The organism is Tolypothrix sp. FACHB-123, assembly GCF_014697075.1.
Taxonomy (GTDB): domain Bacteria; phylum Cyanobacteriota; class Cyanobacteriia; order Cyanobacteriales; family Nostocaceae; genus Aulosira.
This window is the reverse complement of record NZ_JACJRE010000060.1, coordinates 18,818-43,354: the sequence shown is the minus strand read 5'-3', so window position 1 is coordinate 43,354 and position 24,537 is coordinate 18,818. Positions and strand designations below refer to the sequence as shown.

Genomic DNA, 24,537 nt, shown 5'->3' with positions numbered 1-24,537 from the left:
GATGTCAATACATATAAGGCTTTTGGCAAAATAAAGATGCTTTTTTTGTGTTTATATGAGTGCTATAACTAATAATTTGGCATAATAGCTACTGAAGAACCTTATTTATCTTTGTGATACCCATTTAATATAGTGTTCGCGGCACATCAAGATATTCTAGAGGGCATGGCACTGCCCATTGGTGTCAACTTAACGTGAAACCCGCTTGGTGGCAAGGTTTTGCCCTCACCCCCAGCCCCGCTCTCTGAGGGAGAGGGGAGCAAGAGATTTAATTCCCCTTCTCCCTGAGGGAGAAGGGGTTAGGGGATGAGGGCGCGAGGTATTTGTACAATGCTTGCCCTATATAGCTTTTAGCTTAAGTTGACACGTAGGGGCACGGCACTGCCCCTACAGGCGACGATATAATTTTGTATTGCATCCAACTAAAAAAGGCTATAGATGACAACTAACAACTGACCAATGACTAAACAACTATTAATTGTCGATGACGAAGAATGTATTCTTGAGCTAGTCGAAGCTTGTTTATCAGATATCGGTGGATGGACAACACTAACGGCTAGCTCCGGGCAAGAAGCGCTCAAAATCGCCCAGAATCACCCTATTGATGGGATTCTGCTGGATGTGTCTATGCCAGAAATGGACGGTTTTGCTGTATATGAACAACTTCAGACTAATTCCGCTACTAAAACCATACCAGTAATTTTTCTCACAGCCAAATCTCAAACAAGCGATCGCCTGCGGTTTGCCCACATGGGAATTGCTGGAGTTATTATTAAACCTTTTGAACCTTTGACTATTTCTCAAGATGTAGCTGATATTTTCGGCTGGGATGAATAATTGATTGTTAAGTTTTGTAACAAAATTTAGGTTTTCATAAGTTTTTTATTTTTGTCCTTTACCTTTCTTGTATCAGCAAAATATCTGAAACCGCAAATCAAAGGTGAGGACTTTTGATTTGTGCAGAAAGTTTATTAACTGCTGACATTTATTTATTTTTTTAAATAAATACTATCTTGTTTATTCACAGTCTTAGCTAATTAGCCAAGACAAGTTTACTGTGCATTCTATTTAGAAACAAGAATGAATATTATTTTATCCAAGGCACAAGAAACTAATATTAGTCAAAAAAAATCTCTTACTAGACATCACCCAAGCAAATATGGAGTGATTGTATTTGATTACCAATTGCAGATTGATCACATAAATCAACAAGCACAAACAATGACAGGATGGGAATTACACGAAGCCAAAGGCAAAATTTTTACCGAAATTCTGAAAGTTGTCGAGCAAAAAACTCTGCTAAATCTTGAAAATACAATTATTTCCACAATTCAAGAAAGAGCTACCCTTTATTTTCATAACGGTATTTTGTTAATGGCTAAAAATGGAAACATGATTTCCATAGCTAGTAGTACTAATTCTTTTAAAAATAACCAAAATAAGCTTACAGGCGGCGTAATAGTGTTTTGGGAGGCAACATGAAAGAACAAATCAGCCAAGAGCGCAGTGCAATTAAACATAGTTGGTGAGGGCTGTAGATTCACAACTAAGATGAGCAATCAATTTTTAAGGTTTGTAACAAAATTTCGGTTTTTATTAGTTTTTTATTTTTCTAATTTACCTTTCTGATGTCAGCAAAATCCCTTAGACCACAATAAAAATATATGAAAACTTGTCAAATTGAACCATTTGCAGCAAAAAAAGTTAGTTTATGCCCACCCCCAAGTTATGCTGACAGTAAAATTACAGAGAAATGGTTTGGCATTTCGGTTTTGCACCCCCAAACTGTGAACATCCGTGCTATTGATGTGCAACAGCGACAGCAAATCCTAGAGCATCCTTTGACTGAACGCGAACTTTGTATTCTCAAAATGATTGTTGATGGCAATAGCAATCTTAATATTTCTCAAAAACTGTATATAACAATAGGAACTGTTAAAGCGCACGTTAGAAACATTTTTAATAAGCTCAATGTTTGCGATCGCACTCAAGCTACTGTATTAGCTTTGCGCTCTGGCTTAGTAGATTAATCAAATCACTTTAAGATCAATACGGTTCAGTTAAGGATAAATTGTAGGTTGGGTTGAACGAAGTGAAACCCAACAAACCCCCGGAAATGTTGGGTTTCGTTCCTCAACCCAACCTACGCATTTTCAGGTTTTTGGCGCTAACTGAACGGTATTGGCTTTAAGATGACAATTTTGTTGGCTGGAGTATCCTTAAATGCAGACTTTAGAGGTGGTAGGTATGTCCACCAAAACTATCTTGCTCATTGACAATGAACTATATGTGCGAGAGATTTTGGAACTGTGCTTCAAAGATTTGGCTGGTTGGAATGTAGTAGTTGCTGATTCTGTCTTAGAAGGAATCCAGAAAGCGGAAATTGAACATCCTGATGCGATTGTTTTAGACTTATCAATGCACTCTATTAACTGTTTTCAATATCTTAATGAATTTAGAAATAAGCCTGAAAATCAAGCAATTCCTATAGTGCTAATGAGTGGTGCGTTACGATGGTTACAGCCAGAATTTTTGAAACAGAATAAAATCGCAGGTGTCATATCTAAACCCTTTAATCCTCTACAAATTCCGGTGCAAATTGCAAAAATCCTGGGTTGGGATTATGTACCAATTTCTTATTTGTAGAATTGCCTGTTTTTTCCTTGGCTGACTTGTTGTCAATTGACATAAATGTGTGGTGTGATTTCCCAACGTTTTGACGCTGGGAAATTTTGCCTACTTATTTAAAAAATCAAATTTCTCATCATTTATTATTTCAATTTGTTACAACCACATTTTTTTCATCAGTTTTTTATTTTTTGTCTATAAATTTATTTCGTTGGTGATTCTACTTAGCTTTGTGAATGAGTAAGAATTGCACTCACTTACCTTGCTTAACATAGTTTGCTTTATTTCCAGCAAATTACTCACCAATATTTAACCAAAATTTAGTTTACTGTCATTCAATTTATTAAATAAAACTACAATTTTATGTCACACTGTCCTTGCTGTTCCCATCAGATGCTACGTCATATCCGCGCCAATGAAACTTATTGGTTTTGTCGCCACTGTTGGCAAGAAATGCCTAATCTAAATTTCACAAAAACTCATAGTCTTTTAGGCTTAACTAAAACTATGACATCAGTAGTTCAAAAAACAATTTACTAATTTTAATTTGGTTTCTATTCTTTTTTTAAAATACTTAACACAATGAGTTTATCTTCTGATACGCAAAAAGCCAAAGCGGCAAGTGCATAGCTAGAAACAGACGCTCGCACTCATGATTTTATCTATTCTCAAAATGGATAATATTTTATGAAATCTCACAACTCTAAAAAACCTAGAGTCCTGATTGCAGATGATGAAGAATCCTATCGCCTAATGCTGACTATTATCCTAGAGGAACGAGACTGGGAAGTCAGTACAGCAAAAGATGGTAGAGAAGCAATACAAAAAGTTTTGCAGGAAAAACCAGACTTACTAATTTTAGATTATCAAATGCCAATACTAACAGGCGGTCAAGTTTATCAAAATCTCCAATCAAATGGAATTAAATTACCAGTTGTACTAATTTCTTCAGATTTTACCTTAGAGAAATTAGCCTCATCATTAGGTATTTCCTATTTTTTACATAAACCATTTGATGTTGAAGAATTGATACACATAGTTCAGTCTGCTTATAAACAATCTAGAAACCAATAGAAGCAGCAATACATATCAAGGGTAAGGGTTAAAGCAATACGGTTCGGTTAAGGGGGAAAGGGAAAAGCTTTCAAGGGTAGGGTTTTCAGAATCTCAAAAATAGTTGAGAAAATTCTCAATTGTTTAACGTGGTTTGGTCGTTTCAGGATTTAAGCATCGGCTGAAATAGCCAAAAAATGGCCAAATACAAAATACCTACCCTTGAGAGGGATTGGGGGGAGAGGGTGCAGGTGAGACCAGCCCCCGTCTTGGCGGTCTCCGTCACATAGACGCGGTAGACGAGCGGAGCGAGGCTTCTCGGAGAGTGCGGCTTCCCGTAAGGGTTGGGGGACTGGCGAACCCGAAGGGGAGCAGGGGAGAGAAACAGTTGTCTTGAATTCAGACATTGGAATAATTTATTTTTTGGACATCCCTGATCCTTTCAATTTGGACTAGCGGCAAAGTTATAGGTAAAGTCACAGCAAGTCAATCTATTTTTGCTATTTTAGTGAAATAAATTGCGTATATGGGAATACTAAGCCCGATACTTAGGGCTTGACAATATGCTTAATATTCCCGGATATAAGATCAGCGAGGAAATCTACAATGGCTCTAGAACATTGGTTTATCGGGCTATTCGAGAAACTGACTCATTACCTGTAGTCATTAAACTGCTGAAAAATCCTTATCCTAGTTTTAGGGAACTGTTATCTTTTTGCAATCAGTACAACATTGCGAAAAATCTCAACTCACCACTAATTATTCAAACTTATAGCCTCGAAGCATACCAAAATGGTTATGCTCTAATCATGGAAGACTTTGGTGGAATTTCTCTTCCAGAATGCAAAGCTCAGGGTAAGACAGACTTTCTCCAGGAATTTTTAGAAATTGCGATCGCTCTTTGCAAAATTTTAGATATATTATACCACGAGCGCATTATTCATAAAGATATTAAACCCAGCAATATATTAATTAATCCCAAAACTAAACAAGTTAAATTAATTGATTTTAGTATTGCCTCTTTATTACCGCGAGAAACGCCAGCAATAGTTAATCCTAATGTCTTAGAAGGAACACTTGCCTACATTTCTCCAGAACAGACAGGTAGGATGAATCGCGGGATTGATTACCGGACTGATTTTTATTCTTTGGGCGTAACTTTCTATGAATTACTCACAGGAGAATTACCATTTCCCGCAAATGATGCAATGGAATTAGTACATTGTCATATTGCAAAAATGCCGCCTAGTCCAGAAGGTAAAAGGAAAGAAATTCCCCAGGTAATTGCTGATATTGTGATGAAATTGATGGCAAAAAATGCTGAAGATAGATATCAAAGTGCCTTGGGATTAAAATATGATTTAGAGAAATGTTTATCTCAACTTGCAGAAACTGGTAAGATTGAATATTTTGCAATTGGACAACGGGATTTATGCGATCGCTTCATTATCCCTGATAAACTTTATGGCAGAGAAGCGGAAGTATCAACGCTACTGCAAGCATTTGAGCGAGTGAGCCTTGGTGCTACAGAAATGATGCTGGTTGCTGGGTCATCTGGAATTGGTAAAACAGTAGTTGTCAATGAAGTTCATAAACCCATTGTCAGACAGCGCGGTTATTTTATCAAAGGTAAATACGATCAATTTCAACGGAATATTCCTTTTTCTGCTTTTGTGCAAGCATTTCGCGACTTAATCGGTCAAATATTAACTGAAAGCGATACACAAATTCAACAATGGAAACATAAAATTTTAGAAGCTGTGGGAGAAAATGGCGGGGTAATTATTGAAGTTATTCCGGAATTGGAAATAATTATTGGCGCACAACCCCCGGCGATAGAATTATCAGGTACAGCAGCGCAAAATAGATTTAATTTATTATTTAAAAAATTCACGCAAGTATTTACCAGTGTTGAACATCCATTAGTGATAGTTTTAGATGATTTGCAATGGGCAGATTCAGCATCATTAAATTTGATTCAGCTTTTAATGTCTGATACAAGTTATCTCTTCTTAATTGGGGCGTACCGCGATAACGAAGTCAAACCAGCACATCCATTAATGTTGACTTTGTGGGAAATTCAAAAAACCCAATTAATAATTAATACTATTACCTTAACGCCACTTAATCAAGTAGAAGTAAATCAGTTGGTGGCTGATACACTTAAATGCTCAGAAAATTTAGCATGGACTCTTTCTGTATCTATCTATCAAAAAACTCAGGGTAATCCGTTTTTTACTACACAGTTTCTCAAGTCATTACATCAAGAGAATTTTATTCAATTTGATTTTGTATTAGGTTGTTGGCAATGCGATATTACCCAAGTAAATCAGCTAGCGCTTACAGATGATGTTGTAGCTTTTATGGCATGGCAATTACAAAAAATGCCACAATCAACGCAAAATATTTTACAATTAGCTGCTTGTATTGGAAACTCTTTTGATTTAGCAACTTTGGCAATTGTGTCTCAGCAGTCAGAAATAGAAACTGCTGCCGATTTGTGGAAAGCACTGGAAGCAGGATTAATTTTACCAATTAGTGAAGTTTATAAATTTTATCATGGAAACGAATGCGAAGAATGGGAACAATTGACCCTGGAAGAAGCACATAATAAACAATTAGCAAAATATAAATTCTTACATGACAGGGTACAGCAAGCTGCCTATTCCCTGATTCCCAAAGAGCGAAAACAAGCAACTCATTTGCAAATTGGACAATTACTCCAGCAAAATCTATCCGCCATCCAACAAGAGGAAAAACTGTTTGATATTATCGAGCATTTGAATAAAGGTATTCAGTTAATTGTTGAACCTTGTGAACAAGAAACATTAGCTCAACTCAACTTAAAAGCAGGAACTAAGGCGAAAAATTCTACAGCCTATGCAGCAGCAAGAACATATTTTCAAATTGGACTGGAACTACTACCAGAAAATTGTTGGCTGCATCAGTATGAATTGGCTCTTAATCTAAATATTGCAGCAGCTGAAGCGAGTTATTTAAATAGTGACTTTGAAGGTATGGAACAGATAGCAACAATAGTCTTGCTATCAGCGCGCACAATTTTAGATAAAGTAAAAATTTATGAAATTCAAATTGCTGCGCAAGTTTTACAAAGTAATGTGTTAGGAGCGATCGCTGTTGGTAGAAACGCATTAGCACAATTGGGGGTGGAACTGCCAAAAGAACCAGACCCAGGCTTGATTGGCACAATGCTACAAAAGCTGACCACCCAACTTGCAGGTAGAGAAATTGCAGACTTGATAAATCTGCCATTAATGACAGATCCTACCACAGAAGCAGCTATGGAACTGTTGGGTATGTTGTTTTCACCAATTATCCAAGGAATACCAGGTTTATTACCCTGGTTGAGTTCGATGATGGTGAGTTTATCTCTGCAATCGGGTAATACTGTAGCATCCACAACTGGATATGGTATTCACGGTATGGTATTGTGTGGATTCTTGGAAGATCCTGCCACAGGCTATGCTTTTGGTCAATTGGCGCTGAATTTACTAGAAAAATTTCATATCCAAAAGAATAAATCCGGTGTCCTTTCTTTGTTTGGCTGCTTTATTCAACATTATCAAGAGCGATTAGATGCCACAATTGGACTTCTGTTAACAGCTTACCAAACTGGCATCGAAACCGGAGATTTTTTACATGCTGGTTTTGCGCTGGGTGGTCACAGTGATGGTAGATTTTTCGGTGGTGAAGAACTGAATAGTTTTGTTCAAGTCATGGCTGATTATAGTTTGGCATTGGCTCAGGTGAAACAATATTCGGCTCAGGTATATCTGAATCTGGGAAAACAAGCCGCAGAGAATTTAATAGAACCAATCAGCCAACCACATTACTTGATTGGCAATACCTACAATGAAACCCTGATGCTAACTAAGCACCAGCAGGATAATGACTTTATTGCGATCGCGCAAGCTTATATCTATAAACTGCTACTTGCTTGCTATTTTGCTAATTATACAGATGCACGGGACTATATCGCCCAAGCTCAACCATGTTTAATGGCAGTTTCCGGCACGATTTTTGTGCCCATTTTCCATTTTTATGCTGCTTTAACTTATCTCGGACTTGTCCCCACCCAACCAGAACCAGAGCAAGCCGAACTGCTAACTGCTGCTACCAACCATCAAACTATTCTGCACCAGTGGGCGCAATATGCACCGATGAACCACTTGCATAAATGGTATTTAGTAGAAGCGGAACGTCATCGAGTATTGGGTGAAAAATTTGCCGCCAGCGAATGTTATGACCAAGCGATAAATCTGGCTCAAGAACATCAATTTATTAACGAAGAAGCCCTCGCCAATGAATTAGCAGCCAAGTTTTATCTGCAATGGGATAAACAACGCCTTGGCGAAGAATATATGATCAAAGCCTACTATAACTATGCTCGTTGGGGTGCAAAAGCGAAAGTTGCCGACTTGGAAAGACGTTACCCACAACTTTTGGCTGCTATTTTGCACTCAACCCGCCCTCACCTCTCAATCAAAGAAACCCTCTTGGCCAGGGAAACCTTCGCCTTGGCTAGTTCTTCTTCTCACAGTATCTCTAATTCTCTTGACTTAGCTGCCATTCTCAAAGCTACTCATGCTATTTCTGGCGAAATTGAACTGGAAAAACTGCTTTCCTTGTTGCTTTCGATTGTGATTGCAAATGTGGGGGCTGATAAATGTGCGTTCATGATGCTGCGAGACGAACGCCTGTTAATCAAAGGGTTAGTTACTGTGGGAACGGAGCCAGTGATTTTACAGCGTATTCCCGTAGAGGATAGCCAAGATATTCCCCTAAAGCTAATATACAAAGTCAAGCACAATCGGCAGACTGTTGTGCTGTTTGATGCCAGTGCCGATTTGAGTTTAGCAAATGACCCCTATATCGTGCGTCAACAGCCAAAAAGTATCTTATGCAGCCCAATTTTACATCAAGGTAAATTGCTGGGTATTTTGTATCTAGAGAATAACTTAGCAACAGGAGCTTTTACAAGCGATCGCGTGGAACTGCTGAACTTAATTTGCACTCAAGCGGCAATTTCTCTAGAAAATGCCCGACTTTATCAAAATTCTCAACAATCTACCCAACAGTTATCACAATCTCTCGCCAAATTGCAGGCTAGCGAAACCCGCTTCCAAAATTTGGCAAATAATATTCCGGGGATGGTGTATCAATTCCGTCTAGCTCCTGACGGTTCAACTTCCACACCTTATGTGAGTTCTGGCTGTTTTGACTTGTATGAATTAGAGCCAGAATTAGTCATGGCTGGTGTACATAGCCTCAGTGCCATGCATCATCCTGATGATGACCAAAATATTATCCAAGCAACGATGGAATCTGCCCAAAATTTAACACCATTTGAGCATGAATGGCGGATTGTTTTGCCTTCCGGAACCGTGAAATGGGTACGCTCTGCTGCTAGGCCAGAACGACAAGCCGATGGTGCAATTGTATGGGATGGGGTACTAATTGATATTAGCGATGCCTATCAGCAAGCTGCGCAACGTCAAAAAGCAGAACTAGCCTTGCAACAAAAATCACTTGATTTAGAGCAAGCCCTAACAGAACTGCAAAACGCCCATTTACAAATTGTTCAAAGTGAAAAAATGTCTGCATTGGGTAACTTAGTTGCTGGTATCGCTCACGAAATGAATAATCCTTTGGGCTTTATTTCTGCTACTCTCAAACAGACTAAACCAAATTTTGCCGATATCACGGAACACTTGAAACTTTATCAGGAAATCATCGAAAATCCCAGCGATGAAATTCAAGAACACGCCGAAGAAATTGACTTAGATTATCTTTTAGAAGATTTACCCAAAACAATAGATGCAATGGTTATGGCGTGCGACAGATTGAAAAATATTAGTACTAGTCTGCGCACCTTTTCCCGTGCTGATAAAGATTATAAAGTGCCATTTAATATTCATCAAGGCATCGATAGCACAATTCTCATTCTTAAACATCGTCTCAAAGCTAATGAACACCACCCCGCAATTGAAGTCATAACTCAGTATGGAGATTTACCTCAAATTGAATGTTTTCCTGGACAATTAAACCAAGTATTCATGAATATTTTGGCCAATGCGATTGATGCTTTAGAAGAAGCAAATATTGGTAAGAGTTTTAAAGAAATTCAAGCCCAGCCTAACTGCATCACAATTACAACTTCATTAGTAAATAAAATCGTGAAAATTGTGATTACTGATAATGGTAAAGGGATGAATACAGAAATTCAACAAAAAATTTTCGAGCATTTATTTACAACTAAAGCTGTGGGTAAAGGAACCGGATTAGGATTAGCGATCGCTCGCCAAATTGTCGAAGAAATCCACAGCGGTAAATTAACTTGTAATTCTGTTTTGGGCGCAGGTACAGAGTTTATTATAGAAATTCCAGTATAGGATTCCTATTTAATTTTTGAAAAAACTCAATACACTTTGATTTCCTGTTCCCTATTCCCTACTTACCAGTCAGAAAATTATTTACCTAAAACCCTTGCAAATACTTGTTTGCAAATTTTAGGATGAGTCTATTACTATTGTTCACTGTTGACAGTTAACAGTCAACCGTCAACCGTCAACGACTTGAACAGAATAATTTATTTTTTGGAGTTCCCTAATTCCCTTTGCCCTCTGCCTTTCCGCGATCATATATCTGCGTCATATAGATTTCAGCAATTGCTACAAAAGCTAGGATGGTAGTAAGATAAATTTGACTTTAGGGTTGCATTACTGTTTAATAATTCCTAAATCATAATTTTCATGAAATGCCAAATACTTCAGCTTAAATGTGTTAACCAATGGTTTAATGCAAGTAATGCAAAGCTACAACCTATCAAATATCCGCAGAGCAGAAAATGCTTCAGCGAAGTGTTAGTGTTTGCATTAGCCTGGTTTACATTTATTTCGGTTATTTGTAGAGAAACCCTTGTCCTGGCAGAAATTCAGCCTGATACTACTTTGGGTGGCGAACCATCAGTATTAACCCCAGGGCTGGAAGTTAAAGGAGCAACAGCAGATATCATCAATGGGGGCGCAGTCCGGGGAGATAATTTATTTCACAGCTTTCGCGAATTTAACATTGGTGATGGGCAAAGAGTATATTTCGCCAACCCCGCAGGAGTAGAAAATATCCTCACACGAGTTACAGGGAATAATCGGTCGGAGATTGTAGGAACACTGGGGGTATTAGGTAATGCCAACTTATTTTTAATTAATCCCAATGGCATAGTTTTTGGCGCAAATGCCCGGTTAGATGTGGGCGGTTCATTTGTTGCGAGTACAGCGGATAGTCTGGTATTTGCTAATGGCTTTGCGTTTAGTGCAATTAATCCCCAAGCGCCGCCCTTATTAACCGTGAATGTACCGTTGGGTTTACAATTTGAAAAAAATCCAGGTCAAATTATCAACCAATCGCAAGCAACAAATAGCACGGGTAATGTTATCGGACTAAAAGTGCAGCCCTTAAAAACTCTGGCGCTTGTGGGTGGTGCTATTTTCCTAGAAAAAGGAACAATGATAGCCGATGGCGGACAGATAGAATTAGGATCTGTCTCTAGTAATGCTTTTGTGCAATTAAACTGGTCGTTTGCTGCTGATACTATTCCGCTGACGTTGAGCTACAACAACGTCAAAAATTTTCAGGATATCCAATTGTCTGGTAGGTCGGAAATCAGTGCTAATTCTGACATCGTTACAGAAAGTATAGGTAGTGTTCATATCCAGGGTGAGCGAGTCACTGTGAGTGAAGAATCAGGTATTTTTAACCGTAACAGAGGTTCTAAAAAGCCAGGAAATGTAATTGTTAACGCCTCAAATTTGGTGGAATTGATTGGAGGTTCTCCAATCAACGAAGATAGCTTAATAAATGTCTCCAACTCTGGTTCTGGAGGCGGAAGCGCAGTAATAATTAACACTAGCCGACTGATTATCCGCGATGGTGCATACATCGCAGCTACTGCTACAGGTGCCAGTAAAGGTGGTAGCTTAACTATGAATGCATCAGAATCAGTAGAACTTATTGGTACAACTTTAGATAGCCAGTTTGCCAGTGGCTTGTTTGCTCAATCACGCCGAGACGCTACAGGAGATGGTGGAACCATCACTGTTAATACTAAGCGGTTGATTGTGCAAGATGGCGCACAGATATCAACTGCCACATTTAGCCCAGGTCAAGGTGGGAATATAGTCATCAAGGCTTCGGAGTCAGTGAAAGTATCTGGTATGACCCCTAATGGACAAAATTCTACTTCCTTGACTGCTCGCTCTGACCGGGTTGCTAAGGGTAACGCTGGAAGTTTGTTGATCGAAACAGGGCAATTACTGATCGAAGATGGAGCGAGAATATCTGTTAGCAGTTTAGGGTCTGGTAATCCTGGCGACCTGAAAGTTAATGCTAATAAACTTTTTTTAAATCGGGGTACAGTTGAAGCATTCACTTCTTCTGGCGAAAATGCCAATATTCAGTTACAAGTATCCGACTTTATTTTGATGCAAAACCAAAGTGTAATTAATTCCCAAGCATCTAACAATGGTAATGGCGGCAATATTAATATTGATACAAATTTTGTTGTTGCTGCCGCTGATGAGAATAGCGATATTATTGCCAATGCTTTTGAAGGTGCAGGCGGCAGAATTAATATTACCGCTCAAGGTATCTTTGGATTGAATTCCCGGGAAACTTTAACTCCTTTGAGTGATATTAACGCCAGTTCTCAATTAGGCATCAACGGAGTTGTCGAAATTAATACCCCTGATGTAGATCCCAGCAACGGACTGGTAAATTTGCCCACAAATTTAGTAGATGCTTCTCGGTTAATTACCCAAAGCTGTAGAGATACCGGAGGCGCAACAGCTAATCAACAAAGTGAATTTATCGTCACTGGACGGGGTGGTTTACCATCAAATCCTAGTGAACTACTCAACAGTGATGCTGTTTGGCAAGACTTACAACCCCACGCTTTACGGAATGAAAAATTGCCTAACTCTCAAGCAGAACAGCAAACGCTTTTTCAACCATCTACAGCTATTGTGGAAGCTCAAGGTTTGGTAATTGCTGCTAATGGTAACATCATGCTTGTAGCTCAAGCACCTACCACCATGCTTCATGGATCTTCCCTGAAATCTGTTAATTGCCCAGTTGTACAAAACTGATTGTGGGGAAATCTTAAGATGGCGAACAAAACACCCAAATTAAAATGGTCGCATCTAGGGAAGCAATGCCATGCCCCTACGATAAATCTATCTGTATCCAGGTTTTCGTTCACTGGGATTATATCTTTTCTGCTTTGTGCCCTCATAGCTGCAAGTTTAACTCTCATGCTGGGATGGGGTAGAGTGACAGCAACTTCTTCTCTGATTCAGCAAGGTCAAGAACTATACCAAGTAGAAAGATTTGCGGAAGCTGTAGATATTTGGCAACAGGCATTGAAAGTAGAGAAAAGCCAGTCAGGAAGTCAATTCTCACAGGCTATGGTGTTAAATTATCTGTCCTTAGCCTATCAGCAGTTGGGAAAATGGCAAGAGGCAACGGTAGCAATTAACTCTAGCCTCGACTTAATCCAAAAATCCCAGCCCACAACTCAGCCGGCAAAACTCACCCTAGCCCAAGCGCTCAACACTCTGGGAAGTCTGCAATTAGCTCAAGGTAAGGCAGAAGAAGCGTTGAACACCTGGCAACAAGCCACAGCTATTTATAGTGCTACTGGTAATATCCAAGGTAAAATTGGTAGTCTAGTCAATCAGGCTCAAGCTCAACAAGCCTTGGGACTTTACTTGCAAGCTAGAAAAACCCTAACTGAATTAGAACAAGCACTCTTACAGCAACCAGAGCAACAATTACAAATTACAGGGCTACGTAGTCTAGGTAATGTTCTGAGATTAGTAGGTGCTAACAACGATTCTCAAAGGGTTTTGCAGCGTAACTTAGAGATTATCAATAAAGCCAATGGGTCAAAACAAGAACTCAGTGCCACTTTACTAAGTCTAGGTAACACAGCTTATGCTCAAGGCGATCGCACTTCTGCCTTAAAATATTACGAACAAGCAGCAATCAACGCACCTGCTAACATTACCCAGATTCAAGCGCAAATTAATCAAATTTACTTATTAATAGCCACTGGAGAAGCACAAAAAGCGGAAAATCTCTGGCGACAACTCCAGCCTAATTTAGCTAATTTATCTCCCAGTCGCTCGGCAATTTATGCTCGCATTAACCTGGCTAAAAGCTTGCTCAAATTAGGAAATCAAGGCAAATCTGACTCCGCTCGGTTACTGGCTAAAGCAATTCAACAAGCCAAAAGTTTAAATGACCAAAAAGCCCAATCTTACGCTTTAGGTTATTTAGGTGGAATGTATGAACAAACCCAACAATGGTCAAATGCTCAAGAGTTAACCGCACAAGCTTTACAACTAGCCCAAGCCATTAATGCTGCCGATGTAGCCTATCAATGGCAATGGCAATTAGGACGGATTTTAAAATCTCAAGGCGCAATCAAAAAAGCAACAGCCGCCTATGAAGTCGCCTTCACCACATTAACATCTCTGCGCAGCGATTTAGTCGCCATTAACAGCGACATCCAATTTTCTTTTCGGGAAGCTGTAGAGCCTGTGTATCGTGAATATGTAGAATTATTGTTAAATCCAGGTGTAGACTTAGAACCAACTCAAGAACAGCTAAAACAAGCTCGCCAAGTAATGGAATCATTACAATTAGCTGAACTCGATAACTTCTTTCGCTCTGCTTGTCTTCAAGGACAGATAGTCCCGATTGAGCAGATACAACAGTCAAGCGCCGCCGTGATTTATCCGATTATTCTGCAAGACAAGCTAGAAGTAATTCTCAGCTTACCCCAGCAGCCACTACGCCACTATGCTGCTAAAGTATCTCAAACTGAAGTAGACAATATTGTCGAACAACTGCGAGAAAATTTAGAAAAACCTTTCACCACACCAGAAGGCAAAGATTTAGCCGCGAAAGTTTACGATTGGTTAATTCGCCCTGTGGAAACACAACTTTCTCAAAGCCAGGTGAAAACCTTAGTTTTTGTTTTGGATGGTGCTTTGCGGAATGTGCCAATGGCGGCTTTATATGATGGTAAACAGTATTTAATCGAAAAATACAGTATTGCGCTGACACCAGGCTTAGAATTGTTGGGGCCTAAGCCTTTGAGACAAAGTAAACTCAAAACCTTAGTTGCAGGACTAACAGAAGCACGACACGGATTTAATTCCTTACCCAATGTTGCAGACGAATTAAAAGCTGTGGAATCGGAAGTACCTAGCGAAGTTCTCCTGAATCAGACATTTACTAGTACAGCCTTACAAAAACAGCTTGACTCCCTACCCTTCTCTGTCGTACATTTGGCGACTCACGGTCAATTTAGTTCTAATGCTGAGGAAACTTTTGTACTGGCTTGGGATAAACCAGTCAAAGTCAATGAATTGAAAGATTTGCTCCGCCGCAGAGATGAAATTAGCCCTGAACCCATAGAATTACTCGTTCTGAGTGCTTGCGAAACTGCTGCGGGAGACAAAAGAGCAGCTTTAGGACTAGCTGGAGTAGCAATTCAAGCAGGTGCACGCAGTACTTTAGCTTCTCTTTGGAGTTTAGATGATGAATCCGGGGCGCGTCTAGTTGGTCAATTTTATAAAGAGCTAGCGACTAAGCAGGTAACAAAAGCAGAAGCCTTAAGGCTGGCGCAACTTTCACTCTTAAAAGATCCTGATTATCGCCATCCTCTGCATTGGGCTGCTTACGTTTTGCTGGGAAATTGGCTGTAGTCAAGCCTGCAAAATTTTTTCTGTGAGATTTTTCTAAACTACTGCATAAAATCAAAAACCTCAACGTGTAACTCATCAAGGAGTTCTAAGGGACTTCCAAGTAAAAAAATATTCCATTGCTATTGTTCACTGTTGACGGTTGACTGTTAACTGTGAACCGTTAACTGTCAACAGTCAACGTTTAACGGAATAATTTATTTTTTGGAGTTCCCTAAAGCTCATGCCAAACTCCCTTACAGGCAAAAATTTAGAAAAATTTTCGGAGAAATTAAAATGTCCACTGATTTTGAAGGTAACGATTACTTGATTAATTTTGATATTATCAATACACCTATTATTGGTGAATTTAGTAACGATATCTTGATTAATTTTGATATTTTCACTGCACCTGTCATTGGTGAAGTTAGTAACGATACCTTGATTAATTTTGATATTTTTACTGCACCGATTAACTATGTACTTCCTGTGCCCATATTTGGAACGGAAGGTGATGACACCCTAATTGGTGGAGATGGTAATTACTACCTCTTTGGTCAAGGAGGTAATGATACTTTAATTAATACTAATGGTTCTGTGGATGGTGGTGCAGGTAATGACACTCTCAAAGCAGACTACAGCTCCTTGAAAAATGGTGCTGGTATTCATGTCGGCTATTTGGGATACAACAGCATCTTTAGTCGCCGCGATGGCAGTGTTTTACTCAATTACAGAGATATTGAGCGGTTTGAAATTACAGGTACACAATATAACGATCAGCTGTGGGGTATCAATGGCGATGATCTCCTTAACGGTAATGATGGTGATGATAGTTTAGTAGGTGGCTTTGGCAATGACACACTTATAGGTGGCAGTGGTGCTGATACATTTATCTTCAACTCGATGTTTGAAGGCGGCGACATTATCAAAGACTTCAATCGGATGGAAGGTGACAAGATTCAGATTTTTAGAGGTGGATTTAATAATATAAATATAAACTTTGGATCTAGTCCGATTGACTTCAACACTTTTAGCTACGATAAAACTAGTGGCGGATTGTTCTACTCAGGAATTCAATTCGCTACTCTTGAAAATAAACCTGCTGATTTTGCGGTTGATAAAGATATCCTGTTTATTTAAAACTCCATAAAAATTAGTTTCACAAATTTATAATTTAATCTTCCTAAATACACTCAGAAATTATTTTTAATCTCTGGGTGTTGTTGCTTTTAGCCAACAGTTGGGAATTTGGTGCGACTATCCCAGAAAACGAACGGTTTTTTCTAGGCGAGATGGTAGATGTTCGCATTTGGATGTTAATACTACTAAAAGCTATATACGGCGAGTGTTGTACAAAAACCCTCGCCCTCATCCCCTAACCCCTTCTCCCCCAGGAGAAGGGGAACTAAATCTCTTGCTCCCCTCTCCTTCAGGGAGAGGGGCTGGGGGTGAGGGCAAAACCTTGCAACCAAGAGGGTTTCACGTTAAGTTGACAAGTATGGGCAATGCCATGCCCCTACCAACGTATTTGTATTATGATTAACGTGAAATTGTATTACTTGCAGACATCACCTATTTTAGCAAGGAGTCGCCTGTTACACCGTCTCTGTAGCAGCGGCTTTCGCATCTGCGCTTGATTTTAACCGCGTAATAGTGGCTTTACGAACGCGATCGCTTGTTTTTACCATACCGATCATTTCATATTCTCGGCTGTCTTTGCCATACTTCGTCGCCACACCACTAATTAAGCGTTCTGAAGTTTGGCGAATGTTCTTTTCCAGAACTTCTATTTTTTCTTTTGCTGTGTCAAGGGCGTTTAACATCTTATTATATTCATTGAGTTCTTCCCTTAGTTGTTCAGTTAACTCATTCAAATACTTTAAACTGATAGAATCACCAAAATCTAGCCTTGGATCAATCGATTGAAACCCGATTGTCTGGAGTTCGGTTTTTGTCAGCACGGAAGAACTTCGTTTTAGGCGTGGCATTAATACATACCTTGAACTTACATTTATTCTTATAGCGTCTCTCAACAATATAAAGAATTGGTTCAGTAAAAATAGCCAAAATAAGCCGTTTTTTCTAAAATAAAATTATTATTTACTCAGTAATTACCGCAAAATTTTACTATTTTAAATTCAGTATTTATACTAGAAAATTCAAAAATGTAGGGTGTGTTGTCGCGCAGCGCAATGCACCGACGCATTTAGGGACTTGTGACTAAAAAAAGGGCAGGGGGTAGGGAGCAGGAGAGAGAAAAGTTGTGTTGAGTCCAGAAATGGGAATGATTTATTTTTTGGAGTTCCCCTTCTCAATGAAAGTGTTCCCCTTCTTAATGAAAGTGTTCTCCTTCTCAATGAAAGTGTTCCCTTTCTCAATGAAAGTGTTCTCCTTCTCAATGAAAGTGTTCCCTTTCTCAATGAAAGTGTTCCCCTTCTCAATGAAAGTGTTCCCCTTCTCAATGAAAGTGTTCCCCTTCTTAATGAAAGTGTTCCCCTTCTTAATGAAAGTGTTCCCCTTCTTAATGAAAGTGTTCCCCTTCTCAATGAAAGTGTTCCCCTTCTCAATGAAAGTGTTCTCCTTCTCAATGAAAGTGTTCTCCTTCTTAATGAAAGTGTTTGTTTTGTTAACCAACGATCGCAATTTTTGCTTGTTCACTCAAAATTGCGCGATCGCATCCCCTATTAACACCCTGTTGCTTAAGCCACTTACGGTAAGCTACAGAATAGCGATCGCACTTTGTTCACCCATCTCATAACAGCAGGCGATCGCACTTCCAACTGACTCAAAAAATGCGTAGACGTAGCCCGCACTTCGGCAAGCTCAGTGACCATCGTAGACAGCGCTCAAATTTACCTAGTTATTTGTAACAAATGTGTAATAAATTTGACTAAAAAAAGACTGGAAAGCTATATTTAGAAATAGCGTGAGTCGCTTATCGACACCACTCGCCCGAACCTTGAAAACCTCATAACTTCGTTGACTGGTGTCGATTGCTTACACAGCAAGGTTTCCAGGCTGTAAAATTTATCGCTTATTGAGATTTTCTAGGAGTTATTGACACTATAAAAAGTGGTGTCGATTAGGGGGTCTAAAACCCGCTCCTAGTAAGGCTTTCAGAAGTGAACTCTTTACAATCACATCGCCCCGAAAGGGGATGGAAACGAATCAGTTCCCTTTCATCGTGGGTGTATCTGCTCTTCTTTACAATCACATCGCCCCGAAAGGGGATGGAAACGCTTTCACAGCGGCAGGTTGCCCCGCCGGTTTCTATTGTCTTTACAATCACATCGCCCCGAAAGGGGATGGAAACTATGGGAAAAACCGCCTTGGATAGCGTTCTGATCTCCTTTACAATCACATCGCCCCGAAAGGGGATGGAAACGAAAGACGAGCAACAGCAACCAAGTTAACGTTAGCCATCTTTACAATCACATCGCCCCGAAAGGGGATGGAAACCTAATGCACTTCCAGAGAAACCTCCTCATGGAAAAAAAAAAAAAAACTTTACAATCACATCGCCCCGAAAGGGGATGGAAACGATACCGATTGCCATCACAGCAGCAGTGTTTTTCAAAGAACTTTACAATCACATCGCCCCGAAAGGGGATGGAAACCAACTCCTGAAGAGGATTTGGAAGCGCTAGTAAAAGCTTTACAATCACATCGCCCCGAAAGGGGATGGAAACAAATTGGTCGGCTTTGGAGTTTCCACTTTCAGCTGCTTGCCTTTACAATCACATCGCCCCGAAAGGGGATGGAAACCATTTTGAATGCAACATGTATCTCTCTATTGCTGGAGCTTTACAATCACATCGCCCCGAAAGGGGATGGAAACGATCCAGTACCTTCCGACTGTCTTGGTTGTACAAATCTTTACAATCACATCGCCCCGAAAGGGGATGGAAACGATCATCGTGTTTATCAACGATCTTCCACTCCGCCATTACCTTTACAATCACATCGCCCCGAAAGGGGATGGAAACCCTCCAAGTTGCCAAAATTGTTATATTTGTAACCTTTACAATCACATCGCCCCGAAAGGGGATGGAAACAAACTTGAAGTGGTTGTTGGGTTAACTCTAATATCAGGATTGACTTTACAATCACATCGCCCCGAAAGGGGATGGAAACGCTATCTCTCCTAGTTAAACATTCCGTTGCAGTCTTTACAATCACATCGCCCCGAAAGGGGATGGAAACTTTTTTTCCTCTGATTTGATATTCTGAAAAAAATAAAACTTTACAATCACATCGCCCCGAAAGGGGATGGAAACAGAAACCACAACTGCTTCAACAGAAGTATTACCATCAACTTTACAATCACATCGCCCCGAAAGGGGATGGAAACCGGATTGGGGCCGAACCCGGTGTAGGTGAGTCGGAAAAAACTTTACAATCACATCGCCCCGAAAGGGGATGGAAACTAAGTCGTCTGGATTCAGGTCGGCTCCGCACACTTTACAATCACATCGCCCCGAAAGGGGATGGAAACCAATGTCGTATAGCAATACGACGATGGGTGCGCGTCTTTACAATCACATCGCCCCGAAAGGGGATGGAAACTTTCGTTGCTGTTGCTCGTTTGAGCGCTGACCACGTCCCTTTACAATCACATCGCCCCGAAAGGGGATGGAAACGAAATTAATCGGTAGTGAAGTCGACTGCTTGAGATGCTTTACAATCACATCGCCCCGAAAGGGGATGGAAACCCAGTATCTCCAATGTAAGCGCGGCATCTTGCATTCCCCTTTACAATCACATCGCCCCGAAAGGGGATGGAAACGAGGGGAAACGGAACGGATTTGCTCAATCACTTCGCCTTTACAATCACATCGCCCCGAAAGGGGATGGAAACTAAAGTGCTGTCAGCCGCTGTTTTTTTTACATAAAGAGACTTTACAATCACATCGCCCCGAAAGGGGATGGAAACACTTGGTCGAATACATAGGAACGTGTGTACCATTTTCCCTTTACAATCACATCGCCCCGAAAGGGGATGGAAACGTTGTCTGCCCTGGATGGAACAGAACAAGCGAATTCCCAACTTTACAATCACATCGCCCCGAAAGGGGATGGAAACGCTGTGCTACATGGAGCTTTTGTTGTTGCAGGATTTTGCTTTACAATCACATCGCCCCGAAAGGGGATGGAAACTTGTAATTCTTGCTGTTGAGATGATTTTCCACATCGCTTTACAATCACATCGCCCCGAAAGGGGATGGAAACGATGTATGGTTGGTGGCAAAGGCTGCAATGTAGACTTTACGATCGCATTACCCCGAAAGGGGATGAAAACTTAGATTAAATCTTTTGGAGAACGCCAAAAAATAAATTATCGCAAATTGTAGGGGCGGGGTGACCGCCATTGGTGTCAACTTAACGCGAAACCCATAGCCCGCCTCAGAATGAATTCTGAGTCTAAGAGGAAAAGTAAGCTAAAGCTAACTAAAAATTATCATTTATCCCCAGTTTACTTTAGTAGGGGCGGGTTCACAGATATGCTCCAATAATTCACGACTATCTCGCTTAACCCGCCCCTACGAGTTACGAGCTTGGTAAGTTAATGATGGGGACGTTTTTTATTTGGAAGTCCCTAATTGTAGCGACTGATTAACAACCAAGCGATCGCTTAAATTTAAAAATTTTAATAGTCAATTCTTAGGCGTACAGCAAGGAACAATCGGCGCAGAAGTTGAGTTTTCTAAATTAGCTTGTTTAAGTAACTCATTCCAAGCTGATGTAATTTCCGAATTTTTTTGTTTATTCTTTTGAATTTCTTCGCCTAAGGTTGTTAAGGCATTATACCAAATGCCATTTTTAGCAAAAATTGTTGCACGTTCTAAGGGTGTTTTAGCGCTTTTCAGTTGCTTTTGGATTGTGGAGTTAAGCGCAACTTGTGTCATTGAACCGCGAACATAAACAGATGAAGAGGGTTTTTCTGGATCGCAATAAATCGAAAAAGTCCAACGATAGGATTTACCAGCTACTAAGGGTGTTTGCGGCTGTACAGCGATGCTAATTATGCCGGCTGGTGTTTCTGGGGGATTTAATTTTGTTTGATAAACATAATTATCTGCTTCGTCTTGGATCACAAATTCTATCGGAACTTGAGAATTTAAGCGATCGGGTACAGCAAACCAAAATGTGGGGTTTTGTTCTGCGGATTGTCCCCAAACGGAATTTTTGCTTCCTGTATTTGTTATCGGTACTAATGCTGTGAGAGTTTCATACTGCTTACAGTTACCTCTACTACCACCACCTCTGCGTCGTCCTCTGGGTTCTCCTGGCTGTTCTTGGTTTACTGGTGCAACATACTGGAGTTTACTAGTAGATTTTAAGGTTTGAGCTTGTCCAGGTTGCCAATTTCCAGGAAAGTTAAATATGCTTAAGGTTATTGCAGAGATGAGGGTGGCGGTTTGCAAGTAACGTAGGTTTTTCATCACAGAAATTACTGATAATTAGTTGAGGATTTTGTATTTAACTTTTTGTACTGAAGTTTTTATACAATTCCTAAGTCTACAATTTCGGTAATTTTTTGCTGATTGTTGATTGTTGATTGTTGACTGTTGGCGGTTGACTGTTGGCGGTTGTACGGGCGGGTTCACAAATATCCTCACTGAATCAACGATAATTCTCAATAAACCCGCCCCTACTGGCGGTTGGCGGTGCGTTGCGCTGCGCGACAACACACCCTACGGAATTATTTCGGTAATTTTTTGCTGATGTAGGCGACTTGAATGCTAGTAATTACGAGTGCGATCGCAGATGGTACTAAAGGTATCCAGCCACCTTGGATAATTAGCAGATAACAAACCCCAGATAATATTAATATTCCTACAGATACAGTAATACTGAGATACAGTCTTTGATAAATAAACCAAGCTAGTAAACCACCTGTCAATGACCAACTCCATATCCAGCAAATTTCTCCCCATTGTGTCCAAACCCATAACAGGGGTCGATTATCTAAAGCGGCGCTGATAATTTGACTCACCATCTGGGCTTGAATGGTAATTCCTGGTATGGTTTGTGAAGGTTTGTTGCCATAAGGTGTAGTCCAGTAATCGCTACTACTATTACTCGTGACACCAATAAGAACAATTCGGTCTTTGATGGCGTTGAGGTTAACTTGTCCTGTGAGAATTTGGCTAAGAGTAACTTGGGTAGCAATCGCCTGTACTGATGGCGAAAACCGATAATTTAGTAAAATTTGACTACCTTGGGTATCTATTGATTGATAGCCGCCTTTAGCTTTTTTTAGCTGGCGAAAGGTTTTATTTCCTAGTTGTAAATCCCAATCGGGGGTAAATTGGGCTTTAATTCCTCGCTGTTGCAAATAAAGAAAAGCTAAACGGGTGCTGAATGCATAAGCGGTGGTACAAGTTGAGGAAATTGGGTTAGGAGTCATCGCCATTAAATGACGGCGCAGTACGCTGTCGTCATCTTCGATAAAATCGCTAAAACCTAGTCTGGGTTCGGGGATTTCTGGTGGCGGTGCAACTCCTGTAGGATCGTATTGTGGATCGGCGCGTTTGCAAATGGCAATCAGGCGATCGCTTTTTTGCATTCGTTTGGCTAGTTCTGGTTGGTTGGCACTTACGGGAAAATCTCTGTATATATCTAAACCAATCGCTGCTGGCTGATATTGCTCTAATTTTGTCAGCAATAAGTTGAGATGCTTGTCAGATAAGGAACCTTGCCGGGGTTCTTTGCCTTGGGCTTGAATATCTTGGTCGGTAATAGTTACTACTAGTATTCTAGAATCTGGTGGTTCTGGCGATCGCCAGCGCATCAACAAGTCAAATACAGCTAACTCTAATGGTTGCAGTAACCCCAATCCGCGAATTAAGCTGATAATCAAAGTAATAATTAAGCTACTGCCAAAAACTAGGGGTAACTTTCCTAAATTAGGGCTTGGTAGCTGTAAATTTAGTTTTTGTCCCGATAAATCTTGCCAACTGGGGGAAATTTCCGCAGGATTTTGACAAATAATCGGTAACCAAGTCGCACAGGGAAAGTTATTTTCGAGGGATTGTAATCTTTGTCTTGCTTCCCTGACTGCTGTATATAAACTGTTCCCTCGTGAAAACAGCGCCAGGAAATGTTTTAAAAATTCCTGTGCTACCTTATCCGGTACGGGTTCGCGCATGACAATTACCTGCGGTAAATGCAAGTCTGCTAAATCTTGTGCTAATTGCAAACCATCACAGGAGTTAAAAATTGCTAACTGTAAACCTTGTGCGATCGCTTTTTGTAATCCATATTTTAATTGGTCAATGGTCAAGGTTTCTTCAGCATTCAGCATTATTTGCCCTTTACCTTGACTAGAACTATGCCCAGCAAAAAATAAAATATCCCAGCCCGATTCCCATAATTCTGCTGTAATTTGGGAAAGATTAGGTTCAATTAAAAACTTAATTTCACTATGGGGTAACTGCTGAAGTAAAGTTTTATCTTTTTCAATATCAATATGTTCGCTATTACCTAAAATAGCTAAAATTCTCACCTTACCTGGTGTTTTTTTGGCAATTGTTTTCACAGAACGGGCATATTCTGGCGGACTAAGGGCGATTTCTGCTTGATTGTAATCATCAAAAAAATGCCACAGACACCAAGGAAGCCGTAAAACTTGGGGAGATTCAGCAGTGATAATACAGCGAATTTCTGCTGTAGGTGAGAGTTGAGTACGCAGTTTGCGGTCAATATTGAGAAATAGCGGACTATTTAACCATGTGTTGAGACTTTGTTGTAATTCTTCGCAGAGATTGTCAAATTCTGTTTGGGAAATATGGGTAACATCTTCCTCATCAATTTCAAAATCCGCCAAATTTCGCCAGCCAATATTGGCATACAATGCTGTATACATTTGTTGCCAACGTTGATAAAGATACTCTAATTGTGGTGCTGCTGGTAATCCCCCAGTAAATTGCATGGGATGAGGCGCATTTGTTAGCCAAAGTTGAGCTATGACCGTAGGAAATCCTTGTTGTAAGTTTCCTTTTCCTAAGTTTAGGACGATCTGTGTACTCATGGTTGGGGGCTGGGAGTAGGGGGCTGGGAACAGGGGGCTGGGGGGCAGGGGGCA

Annotated in this window: 13 protein-coding genes, 1 pseudogene and 1 CRISPR repeat array; of the genes and pseudogenes, 9 read left to right on the top strand and 5 right to left on the bottom strand. The window is 40.2% G+C overall.

Annotation, left to right across the window (positions count from 1 at the left end; all coding sequences use genetic code 11):
- Window positions 1-459 precede the first annotated feature (459 nt).
- The 9 genes and pseudogenes from H6G41_RS27745 to H6G41_RS27705 all read left to right on the top strand — a co-directional run bounded on the left by H6G41_RS27745 (window position 460) and on the right by H6G41_RS27705 (window position 16,589).
- A complete protein-coding gene (locus H6G41_RS27745; protein WP_190750670.1) occupies window positions 460-837 on the top strand; it encodes a response regulator in 378 nt (125 codons plus the stop codon).
- 243 nt (window positions 838-1,080) lie between these two features.
- Window positions 1,081-1,482, top strand: coding sequence for a PAS domain-containing protein (locus H6G41_RS27740; RefSeq protein ID WP_190750668.1), 402 nt, complete (start codon window positions 1,081-1,083; stop codon window positions 1,480-1,482).
- A 296-nt stretch (window positions 1,483-1,778) separates the two neighbouring features.
- Window positions 1,779-2,030 (top strand): annotated as a pseudogene (locus tag H6G41_RS27735) (response regulator transcription factor); the annotation flags it as partial.
- A gap of 193 nt (window positions 2,031-2,223) precedes the next feature.
- On the top strand, window positions 2,224-2,646 hold the full coding sequence (locus tag H6G41_RS27730) for a response regulator (protein ID WP_190750664.1): 423 nt from the start codon (window positions 2,224-2,226) through the stop codon (window positions 2,644-2,646).
- Window positions 2,647-3,315: 669 nt separating this feature from the next.
- Window positions 3,316-3,702 (top strand): response regulator, encoded by a 387-nt coding sequence (locus H6G41_RS27725; RefSeq protein WP_190750662.1) that lies wholly within the window; start codon window positions 3,316-3,318, stop codon window positions 3,700-3,702.
- Window positions 3,703-4,244: 542 nt separating this feature from the next.
- Window positions 4,245-10,094 carry an ATP-binding sensor histidine kinase gene (locus tag H6G41_RS27720; protein ID WP_190750660.1) on the top strand — a complete coding sequence of 1,950 codons (5,850 nt, stop codon included), beginning with the start codon at window positions 4,245-4,247 and terminating at the stop codon, window positions 10,092-10,094.
- A gap of 468 nt (window positions 10,095-10,562) precedes the next feature.
- A complete protein-coding gene (locus H6G41_RS27715; protein WP_308796578.1) occupies window positions 10,563-12,845 on the top strand; it encodes a filamentous hemagglutinin N-terminal domain-containing protein in 2,283 nt (760 codons plus the stop codon).
- Window positions 12,846-13,010: 165 nt separating this feature from the next.
- Window positions 13,011-15,473 carry a CHAT domain-containing protein gene (locus H6G41_RS27710; RefSeq protein WP_242038074.1) on the top strand — a complete coding sequence of 821 codons (2,463 nt, stop codon included), beginning with the start codon at window positions 13,011-13,013 and terminating at the stop codon, window positions 15,471-15,473.
- Window positions 15,474-15,746: 273 nt separating this feature from the next.
- Complete coding sequence (locus H6G41_RS27705) at window positions 15,747-16,589, top strand: calcium-binding protein (protein ID WP_190750655.1); 843 nt, start codon at window positions 15,747-15,749, stop codon at window positions 16,587-16,589.
- Between the two features lie 455 nt (window positions 16,590-17,044).
- Here H6G41_RS27705 and H6G41_RS27700 read toward each other — a convergent pair whose 3' ends face one another.
- The 5 genes from H6G41_RS27700 to H6G41_RS27690 form a co-directional block, all read right to left on the bottom strand.
- Window positions 17,045-17,437 (bottom strand): hypothetical protein, encoded by a 393-nt coding sequence (locus H6G41_RS27700; protein ID WP_190750653.1) that lies wholly within the window; start codon window positions 17,435-17,437, stop codon window positions 17,045-17,047.
- A 301-nt stretch (window positions 17,438-17,738) separates the two neighbouring features.
- Window positions 17,739-18,083: a hypothetical protein gene (locus tag H6G41_RS34825; RefSeq protein WP_206756955.1), complete on the bottom strand. Its 345-nt coding sequence runs from the start codon at window positions 18,081-18,083 to the stop codon at window positions 17,739-17,741.
- Between the two features lie 74 nt (window positions 18,084-18,157).
- On the bottom strand, window positions 18,158-18,283 hold the full coding sequence (locus H6G41_RS35875) for a hypothetical protein (RefSeq protein ID WP_277878201.1): 126 nt from the start codon (window positions 18,281-18,283) through the stop codon (window positions 18,158-18,160).
- A 295-nt stretch (window positions 18,284-18,578) separates the two neighbouring features.
- A CRISPR array of direct repeats spans window positions 18,579-20,748; the repeat unit is 36 nt; unit sequence CTTTACAATCACATCGCCCCGAAAGGGGATGGAAAC.
- A 355-nt stretch (window positions 20,749-21,103) separates the two neighbouring features.
- Window positions 21,104-21,892, bottom strand: coding sequence for a DUF928 domain-containing protein (locus H6G41_RS27695; protein WP_190750672.1), 789 nt, complete (start codon window positions 21,890-21,892; stop codon window positions 21,104-21,106).
- 260 nt (window positions 21,893-22,152) lie between these two features.
- Window positions 22,153-24,483 (bottom strand): CHASE2 domain-containing protein, encoded by a 2,331-nt coding sequence (locus H6G41_RS27690; RefSeq protein ID WP_190750651.1) that lies wholly within the window; start codon window positions 24,481-24,483, stop codon window positions 22,153-22,155.
- Window positions 24,484-24,537: the final 54 nt, after the last annotated feature.